The 11,931-nt window shown below is 64.2% G+C and carries 10 protein-coding genes and 1 pseudogene; 6 read left to right on the top strand and 5 right to left on the bottom strand.

What is annotated here, in order from left to right; all coding sequences use genetic code 11:
- Positions 1 to 160: 160 nt before the first annotated feature.
- Positions 161 to 400 (top strand): hypothetical protein, encoded by a 240-nt coding sequence (locus AB0H42_RS33660; RefSeq protein WP_357063373.1) that lies wholly within the window; start codon positions 161 to 163, stop codon positions 398 to 400.
- A gap of 65 nt (positions 401 to 465) precedes the next feature.
- On the opposite strand, the pseudogene AB0H42_RS33655 reads toward AB0H42_RS33660, so the two are convergent.
- From AB0H42_RS33655 to AB0H42_RS33635, 5 genes and pseudogenes are all read right to left on the bottom strand, one after another.
- A pseudogene (locus AB0H42_RS33655) lies at positions 466 to 1,258 on the bottom strand (IS5 family transposase).
- A 2,326-nt stretch (positions 1,259 to 3,584) separates the two neighbouring features.
- The gene (locus AB0H42_RS33650) at positions 3,585 to 4,862 is read right to left on the bottom strand and encodes a DUF6880 family protein (protein WP_357063370.1); all 1,278 of its coding nucleotides are present in this window, start codon (positions 4,860 to 4,862) and stop codon (positions 3,585 to 3,587) included.
- 163 nt (positions 4,863 to 5,025) lie between these two features.
- Complete coding sequence (locus tag AB0H42_RS33645) at positions 5,026 to 5,601, bottom strand: site-specific integrase (protein WP_357063368.1); 576 nt, start codon at positions 5,599 to 5,601, stop codon at positions 5,026 to 5,028.
- A gap of 468 nt (positions 5,602 to 6,069) precedes the next feature.
- Positions 6,070 to 6,411 (bottom strand): hypothetical protein, encoded by a 342-nt coding sequence (locus AB0H42_RS33640; RefSeq protein WP_357063366.1) that lies wholly within the window; start codon positions 6,409 to 6,411, stop codon positions 6,070 to 6,072.
- 242 nt (positions 6,412 to 6,653) lie between these two features.
- Positions 6,654 to 7,070 carry a hypothetical protein gene (locus tag AB0H42_RS33635; protein WP_357063363.1) on the bottom strand — a complete coding sequence of 139 codons (417 nt, stop codon included), beginning with the start codon at positions 7,068 to 7,070 and terminating at the stop codon, positions 6,654 to 6,656.
- 601 nt (positions 7,071 to 7,671) lie between these two features.
- On the opposite strand from AB0H42_RS33635, the gene AB0H42_RS33630 reads away from it, so the two are divergent.
- From AB0H42_RS33630 to AB0H42_RS33610, 5 genes are all read left to right on the top strand, one after another.
- The gene (locus AB0H42_RS33630) at positions 7,672 to 7,932 is read left to right on the top strand and encodes a hypothetical protein (RefSeq protein WP_357063360.1); all 261 of its coding nucleotides are present in this window, start codon (positions 7,672 to 7,674) and stop codon (positions 7,930 to 7,932) included.
- Between the two features lie 454 nt (positions 7,933 to 8,386).
- On the top strand, positions 8,387 to 8,710 hold the full coding sequence (locus AB0H42_RS33625; protein WP_357063358.1) for a hypothetical protein: 324 nt from the start codon (positions 8,387 to 8,389) through the stop codon (positions 8,708 to 8,710).
- Between the two features lie 284 nt (positions 8,711 to 8,994).
- On the top strand, positions 8,995 to 10,179 hold the full coding sequence (locus tag AB0H42_RS33620) for an FAD-dependent oxidoreductase (RefSeq protein WP_357063355.1): 1,185 nt from the start codon (positions 8,995 to 8,997) through the stop codon (positions 10,177 to 10,179).
- Positions 10,176 to 11,072 (top strand): RNA polymerase sigma factor SigJ, encoded by an 897-nt coding sequence (gene sigJ / locus AB0H42_RS33615; protein ID WP_357063352.1) that lies wholly within the window; start codon positions 10,176 to 10,178, stop codon positions 11,070 to 11,072. Before AB0H42_RS33620 ends, sigJ begins: the two co-directional genes overlap by 4 nt.
- Before the next feature lie 393 nt (positions 11,073 to 11,465).
- Positions 11,466 to 11,900: a hypothetical protein gene (locus AB0H42_RS33610; protein WP_265807608.1), complete on the top strand. Its 435-nt coding sequence runs from the start codon at positions 11,466 to 11,468 to the stop codon at positions 11,898 to 11,900.
- The last annotated feature ends 31 nt before the right edge of the window (positions 11,901 to 11,931 follow it).

The following is an 11,931-nucleotide window of genomic DNA, read 5'->3' as shown; positions in this document are numbered from 1 at the left end:
ACAACGCATCCGGGACCAGTCTCTGAGCAAGCCTGTCGACCACGGGTCACATCATGCCGGACAACGAATTACGCCCACGTAAGACACCCTGTAAGGCCGTCGACGACCCGCAGGCTGCTCGGCTCATCACCGGCGGCCCGCCCCGAAGATGCGGTGAACCTTGTCCACGATCACCCACCACCCCGCCGACTTCCACGGCGAGCTCGAAAATATCCTCGTCAGCGGCCATGCCGCGCTGCGCCAGCGACGTAGGTTCAACATGCAACGCGATGGACGCCAGCTCCTCAAGATTGTGGCGGTGATAACGCAGAATGCGGTCAGCGGTGGCGAGGTACTGATATCGGTATCCTTACGCGAACTGCCCTCCACCGCTCATCATTTCTCCTCTCTTGATCTCTAGCGTGGCGAACCGGCACGGCCGGGCACTCCGCTACTTCAGAGCCTGAGAACGCGTCTGGGAACCGGCTACGTGCTGGCCGCCGCCTTGCCCGCCAGACGGCGTGAGGTGGTCCAGATCATCGCGAGATAAACCATCGCTTCGTGATGATCGGGTCGTGTTTCGTAGTCACGAACACAACGACGGTGTTTGGTAATCCACGCGAACGTCCGTTCGACCACCCATCGCCGGGGCAATACCCGGAAACCGTTGAGGTCGTCGCATCGTTTGACGATCGTAACTGTGATCGACACAACAGTTTTCGCCCACAACACGAACCTTCCGGTGTAGCCGCCGTCGGCCCACACCAGAGTGATCGTCGAAAACTTCGCGCGCAACGCCGTCAGCAATCCGATCCCGCCGTCACGATCCTGGATCCCGGCGGTGAGCACCACCACTGTCAATAGCAAACCGGCAGTATCGACGGCGATGTGACGTTTGCGGCCGTTGATCTTCTTGCCCGCGTCGTACCCACGATGCCCGGCGTGTACGGTGTCCGCGCCGGCGACGGATTGGGAATCGATGATCGCCGCGGTCGGGGCCGGGTCGCGGCCCTCACCGATCCGAGCCCGGTCCCGCAACGTGTCGTTTATCCGGGTCCACGCACCAGCGGCGGTCCACCGCCGGTAGATGTCGTATACCGTTTTGGCCGGCGGGAAGTCCACCGGCAGTAGACGCCACGCGATGCCACCCCGCACCACATAGAAAATCGCATCCAAAATTAGTCGGCGGCAATGTAGTTCGCATCGCCCACCTTTTGCCGAGCTGATTGCCCGGCGGCGGCAGCAGCGGTTCCAGAATCGCCCACTGGGAGTCGGTCATCGACGATGGATCCCCGTGACCCGATGCCCTGACACTCCGGCACGGGCCGGACACGACGGACACACAACGGTAAGGGAAGATGGCACGCGAACTCCTGGTAGTTGACTGACTTCAGTAATCACTCCCTTACCAGGAGTTCACCCAATTCTCGAGTCACCCGGCGCCAACGGCTCGGGTTCTCAGACGTGCTCTCAGGCCCTATCGTCGGCCGTGGTCGGGACTGGTTTGGTGCCCTATCAAGCCCGTGCAGCAGCTCGTCCCGCTATCCAAGGCCCTTTTCGGCATCGCCCGCGGGCACGACGGCTCTGTCGCCGGGCTCCTTGAACCCCTTCGGACGGAGCGGTAACAGCCGACGTACTCAATCTGTCTGCTGATTCTTCCTTGCCCGCTCTGTCCGGAGGGCCCGTCCTTCGCCGGGGACGAACGTCCCGAGACTGGTGCGGAGAGGCGAACAGCTTCGCCGCTGCCTGAGCATGGCCCGGATTCCGTATGCGGAGGCCTCGAATTGCTGGCACAACAAAATGTTCCGCTCGCTACCAACCATCCTCACCGACGGTCACCGCGACTCGGCAGCCCACACCCGGATCACCCCTGCGGTCCGGTCTCACCACGGTGCCCTGCTACACCGCGGTGTGGGAGAACGTGACAGCGCTGCCGGTGACCGATCCAGGGTGAAACCTCGGGATCAAAATCCAACACCGCTTTCCGGTGGGTTGTGGAAAGTGATTGCGGTGTACCGGTCACAGGCCGGTTCCGATCCGGGCGACGATAGTTCGAGGGATTCGTCATCATCGTGGGGCGATGCCGACTCATTGGGGTGTGGGTGCCGAGCATCACAGAGGATCCGGCAGACTGTCACGCAACCGGGCATCACGGATTCTTCGAACCGGAACGGGCTCAGCCCTTCGATGCGGTGGAGGACCAATATCCGGATCACCAGGATCGGTGCGCAGAGACCCGCCGCCCGGTCGCGTGCGCACAGTCTCCGCGTCGGTACGGAGACCTGTTCAGTGTTCGTTCGCCAGAACCGGTCGTCGTGCGCACAGCCCAGCTGGGAGTCTGGTGTGCGGGCGAGGGGGCCGGTTCGTGCGCATGGTGCCGAGCGAAGAGTCGAGTGTGCGCACCGAGCAAGTCGGAATCGTGCGCACACCACAGTGGTCGTCCGCACGGACAACGTGCGCTGGCAGCGTCCACGATCACCACGAACCGTCGTGCGGTGAACGACGCCAGAACGCGTCGGCGACGATCGGGACGGGTCATGGCGATGGCCAGTCGGTAGGTGCCATGGGTTCGGGTGTGTGCGTGAGAGCAGCAACCGGCACGTGCGCACCACTGACAGGCTCGGTGGCCGTGATGCCTGCCCACGGCAGCGGCGACCACAGAACGGTGGTGCCGTGCGAACAGTCCAGATGCCGTTACCCAGCGACGCTGACGTTGAGCGCGGCCGCGGTGATCAGATCGATCAGTAGAACATGTGCACACGCGAAGTACGCACGCACCGCCTGGTTATGCCAGTGAATTTGGGCGTCGTTCGTCGGCGAATTTGGGCATCGGCGGCGGGGGTGATGGCGGTAGTGTGACGGCGAAATTTGACGTCACTGGACGGCCGAGCGAGAGGGTACGGCACGCAGCACGACGGTGCCGTCGGGTCAATTGCGCGATGTCATCCCGGGGGCTCGCAGCTCTGGCCTCCAGGGCCAGACAGGAAGATGACAAGGCCAAATCCGCACATCATGGCGAGAATCCCACAGCTACTCAATGTAAGTCGCAGTAGGCTGATCTGATCGCGACGGGCCCACAGATTAGCCAGCAGGACAAGCCCGCCGGCCAGCATGGTGACGGAGCCTGTGACCTGGAAGCTTTCGACAGCTGTGAACTTCGCGTTGCGTGAAGCTGGTCCACCATGGACCGCGTCACAGAAATCCGCGACTCCTCCGGTGAACAATACGTAACCACCGAGGAAGATGGCTGGTCCGAAAAGGAACGAGCTCACGACATAGGTCAATGCGAGTACAACCGGACGTTCCAAGGGCTTCACCATACGTACCGTAGTCGCCACCACCACTGGAGATGCCAGGAGCAGGAAGAACGGCCAACTGCAGTGGCAAGCCTTCTAAGATGGCTCGATCCACAAGGACCGGACCCGAGACCAAGCACACCGATCCTCGCATCGCAACCAAGATCACGACGTCAAAATTGGCCGATACGAACATCTCCCGATCCCGACCGACGTCCACATCCACCAATGAGTGACGTCACAGATGACCGATAAAACCACACCGCCCCTTCCTGAACTGCCGCTGTCCAGACCTACAGTGGGCGTCGTTCATGCCGGAAGTCCGGCCCGGTCGAATTCGCGTTGCAGCCGCGGTCGGCGGCGGTGGGTTTCCCGGAGTTCGAGCACGAATCGGTCGACCTCGGCCTGCTGGTCGGTGCCGGCGGCAAGTGTGCGCATCTTCTTCAACCGGCGGGCCGCAATCTGATAATGCTGGGCCCCGGCCTCGGTCAACTCGCCGACGACCAGATCGGTGAGCGCCGGCAGCACGGCGAGCGGGTCGATCTCTTCGTAGACGGTGACCAGTCGGCTCCAGGTGTCGGCGTCCCGCAGCTGCAATGAATGCGCCAGGCGCCACGCCGACTCGGTGTCCCGCAAGGTCTGCAGCGCGAACAGGACCGCCTGCCGCGGACTCGATGACAACCGTTCGAGTATCTCGTCGCGGTAGCCGGGCCACCCGTCCCCGGCGCAGGTATACAGGCGGGCCGCGGTATCGGCCGAGGGCCAGCGCGTGAACACCTCCCGCCGGGCCGCGAGTTCCTCGGTAGGCCGGTGCTCGGCGAGAAGCCTGCACCAGTATTCCCCGGCCTGCTGCGCCTGGTGACCGCTATCGAAATCAGCGCCTGCCTTCGCCCAGTCCAGTGCCAGATCGATGTGCCCTATTTCGGTGAGCGCGACGGCGGTCTCGGTCAGCCAGGCCGCGACTTTGCGGTCCCGGGCGTGGGTAGCGATGATCGCGTCCACGTCCCGGTCGAGTACCGCCAACCGGCGAGCGTTCCATTCCAGAGTGGACCGGACATGCCGGCCCTCGGCCCACCCCCGCCATCCCGCGTGATCGGTGTGCCAGGGTGGGCTGTCCGGTGACTGTGGTATGGGTGGTTCCGGTCCGAGGCCGGCGGCGATCTCGGCCAGCGCGCTCCGATACAACGCGACGCCCTTGTCGCCGAGAGCGGGTGCGTAGGCGAGAGGGTCGAGTTCGAAGTAGTCGACCTCGCCCTCGAACTGGAACTTCATCATCCATGCCACCAGCCTGGCCGCCGGTGGTTTCGCAGCTGCGGCGGTGTCCGCGTGCAGGCGTAGTAAGCGACGGACGGCGTCGCCGATGAGGCCGCTGGAATCGTCGGCGCGGGCAATGACCTTCATCGCGCCGGCGAGGGCCTTCTGCGTCACCGCGAACACTTCTTGCAGGTCGTCGCCAGCGGCCACAGCATCGTCGAGGACGTCGACCGCCTCGTGCATCTGCCGGCCGTGCACATTCGATGCACTCCACCGATGCAGGTCGGTGCGGGTGCGGATCAACGGCAGCGCGACATCGGCGAGATCGGACACGACCACGATTATGCCTCGAACGACCCTGGCGGTTACTCGCCCGAATGGAGGGTGGCGCAGCCTGGCTGCATTCGATGGGAGGGCGGCCGTTGGGCGGTCGCGTGCCGGTCTCCGGGTCGGCGGAGACCGGCAGGCACCGGCCCTATTTCTTCGATGCGTCCGGTCAGCCCGGCTCGGATGATGAGGACGTGGCGGCCAGGGGATGTGGTTCCCCGGTCAGATGCGCGACCGCGGTCGCGACCTCGGTGATCGTTGCCCTGGTGTAGATGCCGGTGACTCCCCCGCCTGTTTGGCTGTGGCGGGCGAATTCCCGGGCGACGGCAGTGCCGTAGTGGCGCTCGACCCAGGTCATGGTGGTGTGGCGTAACCAATGGATCGAGATACCGTGGGTAAGTACCCAGGGCAGGTGTTTACCGATTCGTTCGAACAGGTGGTTGTAGCGGCGGCGGGTGATCGGTGTGCCGTTTCGGGTGCGTAGCAGTGGCTCAGATGCGGGGGCGCCGCGTTGTTCGGCGTGGCGGCACAGGGCTTGCATGAGGGTCGGTGAGATCGGTTGCCACAGCTGCGTGCCACCTTTCTCTCGGAGCAGAATCACCGACTGCACCGGATCCAGATCCTGTGGCCGCAATGCCAGTGCGCCGGCGCGGCGGCAGGCGGTTTCGGTGTGCAGGCGCAGGATCAGGGTGTCGAGTTCGGGGTCGTTGCCGGTGGTCGCGGCGACTTCGACGAGTTGCGCCAACAGATCGGTGGGCAGGGCCCGGTGGTTCGATCGGGTGCGTTTGGGTTTGGTCAGCCGGGTCGCGGGGTTGTCGCGAGGGTCGATGAGCCGGCTGTCCTCGGCGTGCTTGTACAGCTTGCGCAGCGCGTCTGACGTGGCGTACGACTTCGTTGCCGCCGCGGTCGGAGCGGCGGATCACCCGGGCGGCGCGGATCTGTTCACACAGCACCTGCAGATCTGCGGTGGTGGGTTCGTCGAGTCGTCGTTCACCCCAGCCGGGTTGGGCGAGGATCTTGTTCCAGTAGGTGCAGTAGTGCTCACGGGTGCGGCCCGCGGGCATCCGTTCGATCGTGGCGGGGATGAAGTCGGCGAAGGTCGGTGCGAGACGGGCAGTCTCGGCCGACGCTCGGGCGTCGAGATCGGCGACGGTGAGACCGAAGCGTTCCATCATCATCTGGACCGCAGCAATATCGGCCTGGGTACCAGCAGTCATTCGGGTGCCCCTTCGGCGAAGCGGCGGGCGAGGATGTCGTCGACGACGTCGGTGGGATAGACGACCAGCAACGCGTGGTCGGGGTCGGCGGCGAGCAGTACTCGCTCGCGGATGCGGATTCCGGCGGCGTGCCGGAAGGCGGCCGGGATCGAGATGTGGCCGTATTTGGTGACGCCGCGGCGGCCGTGTCCGGGGCGGGTGATCAGGACGAGGCCGCCGGTGACGCGCCAGGACAGCAGGTCGCCGGGGTGCCAGTCGAGGGCGTCGACGATGGCTTTGTCGACGACACGCCCGTTGGTGTCGACGGGCCGGATGCTGTGCACGGCCCTTGACCGCACGGGCTCCCCGAGGGTCGCCATCGGCAGGGCGGAAACCCGAGGCGAAGACGGACGAATCGCCCAAGCCAGGTCCGGCAGCGAAGGAGGGAAGCAACGGCCGCAGTGTGTCATCGGACACAATTTTCACCTCCACTCGGGGTGAAACCGCAGGTCGCAGAGTTGAGCGGAAAACGGGTGTCCAGGCAGTGCACGGACACGGTTTTTGGGGCACAAATGCAGCAAAAAAGTGTCCGGAGGGGGAATCAACCACTACGCCCACGCACTGACCAGGGAACATGTCCTGCATATCGAGTAGTAAACGCCGGATACGCACCCAACTGGTTGATCGACCAAGCTCCTACTGAACAGGTTGCCGCGTCGGCTGCGGCCTTCCTCTCGCTAGCCGAGGAAGTAGGTGTCGACTTTCTCACCGGAATCCAAGATTCGTCCGAAGCCACGCCGAGCTGCGCCGTCAGCTCGACCGATCCGACGAACGCGACCTGCACGTCGGGCGAGAAGGCTCGTTCGAGCAGCCCGAGATAGTCCGACATGCTCTGGTCCAGCATTATGGCCTGGTACTCCGCGGCGAGGTGCTCGTCGAGTGTGCGCTGCTCGTCGAGGTAACGCTCGACCAGCGCCGCCTCTCGCTTGGGCAACGACGATGCGAGGGCCTTGTACATCGCGGTGCCGACCGTGGTGCCGGTGACGGCGCCGAGGACCGGGATGGGGATTGTGGCCTGGCCGACGAAAGCGGCCAGCGCGCGTACTCACTACCCGGGACCTTGGATATGCGGGATATCGGTTTCGCTGGGGCAAGCGGTAGTACCGGTAGCCTACTGTGTGTCGGCAGCCGTGCGAGGAATCGAGGCCGAATATGCCGAACCTTCGGATGCGTCGCGATGAGTACTTCGCCGAGGGAGCGAGCCGATATCGGCTCGGCGTTCATCGCCTCGTCGGACCTCCACATTTTTGCCGTTCGCGGTGCATCCGACTCATCCCGTGATGTTTGCCGCCCGGGTCGATAATCCTCTGGAGAGAGGATCCTCATGGGGCGAGGATGTGGTGTGAGGTGCCCCAGTGGACGACCCCGGACCGGTATCCAATGTCCGCAAGCAAGACTACAGTCGCGGGGGAGAACGACAGTTACCGAGGCGTCTGCGGGGCGCACATTCCATGTGGCCCGGACGCGCCGACCGTACGAACCCCGTTCGAGTGGAAACCGCACATTCGGAGGGTCTGGGCATGGCCCGACACACAAGGTCCGAGAGACAGGAACCACACGTGAGCGACCCTCCACGCCCCGTAGCCGATGGCGTGCGGGCAAGCAGGCGTGGCCGACCTGATCGGCCGACGGCGACCGGTCGCCGCGGCCAGGTCGCCGGCATCGATCGAGTTACCGCGATACTGGCTGTTGTCACCTTTATATTGCTCGGCGCAGGTGTCGGTGATATCTCGCATTCGGTGTTGCAGGCGATCATGGCAGCCGCGGCGATAACGGCGGGCCTTGTCATCACGTTGACGATCCTGCGGCCGTCGCGGTGATGCATCTACTCGGTCGGCTCGCGCGCAACACCAGGGCAGTGATGTCGTCGACCGTGTCATCGGGATCGGCGGCTGTGCTTATGGCCGCGGTATAGCGAGGCCGGCGGTCGGCCGGTCCGTGAACGGAACCGTGCCGTAGATACTCGGCCGGGAACCACAAGGTGGACCACCACCAGCACACAGAGAGCCACGGGTGCCATCCAAACAATCGTGGCGTGTCGAGGCCGAGTCAGTCGCCGAACCACGGCAGCTCTTCGGGGAGGCCGGCAGACCACACGATGAGACTGTGCTTGCCCGGAGCCTCCGTGAGGTGGATGTCCATTCCCGCGGCCTGTGTCGGAGGCCAGAGCGTTGGTGACATGGTCGCCCCAGCCGAGAGGCGGGTGGCCGACCACCTGCACCACTGTGGGGGCGGCGACGTTTGTAGTGGACGTTCCACCAGGGATATGCGGCGTTGATCTTCAGCCTCGACGACCGGGTAGCCGACCTCCGCAGCGCGAGCTGCAGCGAATTCAGGGTCTCCCTCCGGGCCTTCCCCGATGTCACCGGCGACCCCTCCTTCCCAATATCTCTAAAACAGAGGGGCGCCAGGGGGACAATCTCAATAACGGCTTCTCTCTGGTCAAGCGCCGACCAGCTCAGACGTACCGCTATCTCGGAGCATAATTCGGCAGACGACGTCGGCGAGCTGGCGTTTCAGGTATCGGAGCGCTTCCTTGTGGCCTTCCTGTGGGTTCCGGCGGCGGCGCATCGAGGCGATGCCGGTAGCGGCGGATAACGCATCGAGTGCCGTTCGGACCGCATGTTCCTACTGCGGGGTCGGATGCGGCGTCACGCCGATGTGCTCGCCGCGACGGCCGGCTGCGCTGGATTGCCAGAACAGTACTTGTCGGTGAAACAGCGCTCGCCTACACGATCCAGATGCGGTCATCCTGGGCCGTTCCGGGCCGGGGGCCAGTCACCTCGGCGTTGTCGACCACAAACTCGACAGGCATGACATTTCTGTGCCGCACATCACGCAACATCGTGTCATGTCCCGGTGGTCCGCGGTGTCTCGTGGGTATGAACGAACACAAGGCACGCCACAGGGCAATAGTCATCGGCGGCGGCTATGCCGGGACGATGGCGGCAAATCATCTGCGGCTGCGCAACGACGTCGAGATCACGCTCGTGAATCCCCGTCCGAGGTTTGTCGATCGAGTCCGGTTGCACCAGTGGGTGGCCGGAACTGGTGGTGCGATGGTCGACTACCGCACGCTGCTCGGTGAGGGCATCGAGTTGGTTGTCGGCAAGGCCGTGCGCATCGACGTCACCTCCCGCGTCGTGCGGCTGGCGTCCGGGGGCGCGCTGGACTACGACCATGTCATCTATGCGGTCGGCAGCTCCGCGGCGATACCTTCGGTGCCCGGCGCGGCCGAGTTCGCTTTCCCGATTGCTGAATTCGAATCCGCGAAGCGGCTGCGCGCCAGGCTGGACGATTTACCCCTCGACGCTCCGGTCACGGTGGTCGGCGGCGGACCGACCGGTATCGAGATCGCCGCTGAACTGGCCGAACAAGGACGTGCGGTCACGCTGGTGTGTGGTGGAGGCCTGATGCCTTCGTTGAGTGCGCCGGGGCGCCGGTACGTCGTCAACTGGCTCTCCCGGCACGATGTCACCGTGGTCGAGGGCAGCCCGGTGACCGAGGTCCGGCCGGATACGGTGGTCTTCGCCGACGGGGCGGTGCGTCCGAGCGCGCTCACCGTCTGGACCACTGGTTTCGGCGTGCCACAGTTGGCGGCCGAGAGCGGGCTGCGTACTGATACGCTCGGCCGCCTGGTCACCGACGAGACGCTGACCAGCATCGACGACCTCCGCATCGTGGCAACCGGCGACGCCGCAGCGCCGTCGGATCAGCCGCTGCGAATGAGCGGCCAGGGGGCGGGGCCGCTCGGGGTTCAGGCCGCCGACACCGTGCTGAACCATATCGCGGGCACCGAACCCGCGGTGATCGACCTGGCACTCACGGGGACATGTCTCAGTTTGGGCCGACACGTCGGCATCCGGCAGCTCGCCCGCAGAGACGACACCGCGATGAATCTTTACATCGGCGGGCGTGCCGGCGCGAAAATCGAGGAGATGACCTGCAAGATCGGAGTAGGGAAGATCCGTCGCGAGGCACGCAATCCGGGTTCGCTGGCCTGGCCGAAGGGTGGACCACGTCCCGGACAGTCGGACCTTGCCGCGCCGGAGGTGCGAACCGCATGACGACCGACGGGCATGCCGAGCGGTTCACCCTGCTGCGACCGCTGCTGTTCACAATCGCCTATGAAATCCTCGGCTCGGCCACCGAATCCGACGATGTGCTGCAGGACAGCTATCTTCGGTGGGCGCAGGTGGACCTGACGACTGTGCGCGACACCAAGTCATATCTGGCACGACTGGTCACCCGTCAGGCACTCAACGCCGTGCGGGCCGGGACGCGCCGTCGCGAGGACTACATCGGCCCGTGGCTGCCCGAGCCGCTGCTGGTCGACGAACGGGACGCATCGGCCGACCTGGTGCTCGCCGAGTCGGTGTCGATGGCGATGCTCGTACTGCTGGAAACACTCACTCCGGACGAGCGTGCGGTGTTCGTGCTGCGTGAGGTGTTCGGCTTCCGCTACGACGAGATCGCCGCAACGGTCGGCAAATCGGTGATGACCGTACGCCAAGTGGCACACCGCGCCCGCTCCCATGTGCACTCGCGGCGTAGACGTTTCGAGCCCGTCGATCCAGCGGAGATCGCGCGGATCACCCAGCAGTTCATGGCAGCGGCGACCACTGGTGACACCGCCGGGCTACTCTCGCTCCTCGCCCCCGACGCCACCTGGATCGCCGACAGCGGCGGGAAGGTCACCGCGGCACGCCGGCCGGTTACGGGCGCAGAGAAGGTGGCCGCGGTCCTCGTAAATCTGTTCCACACGAGGTGGCAGACATCGGATATCCGGATCGAGATGGTCAACTGCAACAACACGCCGGCGATGATCGCCCACCGGGGCAACCTGATCGAAGGCGTCTTCCTGATCGAGATCTTCGCCGGGAAGATCACCAATTTCTACGCCATCCGCAACCCGGACAAAATCGCAACGGTGAATGTCTTGCGCCGGATCAGCCGATAATAGCCTGACGATACGCGGCCGCTAGCTATCCGGCAACCTCTGACAGAGAGGTAACTTACGGTCGGTCGACTCGGCACAAGAATCGATCTTTCTCCCATTTCGACCGGCCGTCGATCGTACCCACCGACACAAAGTTCACAAGACGGTGTAGCGCGCAGCGATTTCGCTGCTCGCATCACATTCCGCACAGCTACATCGTCGGAACAGTAAGGAGAACTGCTATTGCGGAAAGGACCGTCGACGGCTCGGCGGCCGACCCCAGCGCCTTGCGATCGCACGGCACCAGAATCACGAGAATCAGAACTTTGCACACATGATACGAAGGAAATCTACATGCGAGACAATAAAGTGCGAGTCTGCTCAGCGCTCACGGCATTCGTTGCTGTATCGCTGGTGACCACCGTGCTCAGTGGCTGCGGAGCAGCCGAGGAGAAACAGACATCCGAAGCGGACCGGACGGAAATTCTCGAACTCGAGGTAGCGAACGACCAGTACGCGGCCCTGGATCTCGACCGGCCGGGAGCAAGCGTGGGTGATATGGACGTATTCTCCGGAAACGCCGTAATCGACGGGCGGAAAGTCGGCCGTGGGGGCGGCTCGTGCCAGACGATACACGTCGACGGCGAAACGATCACGATGCAGTGTCTGCTCACAATGGAACTCGAAAACGGTTCCGTCACAATGCAGGCCCTCTGGGTGAAAGGTCCCAGCCCACTCGATATGGCCGTCACCGGCGGCACCGGCGCCTACCGTCATGCACGGGGCACTGTTCGTTTCTGGGACATCGGAACACCGAACGAGAGAGTGCGGGCCGAGATCGTCCGTTGATTTCACATCGGCGAGGAGAATCCATGAACTC

This window comes from Nocardia sp. NPDC050799, from assembly GCF_040654015.1.
Classification (GTDB): domain Bacteria; phylum Actinomycetota; class Actinomycetes; order Mycobacteriales; family Mycobacteriaceae; genus Nocardia.
Note: the sequence above shows the minus strand (reverse complement) of the source record. Positions and strands in the feature narration are given on the sequence as shown.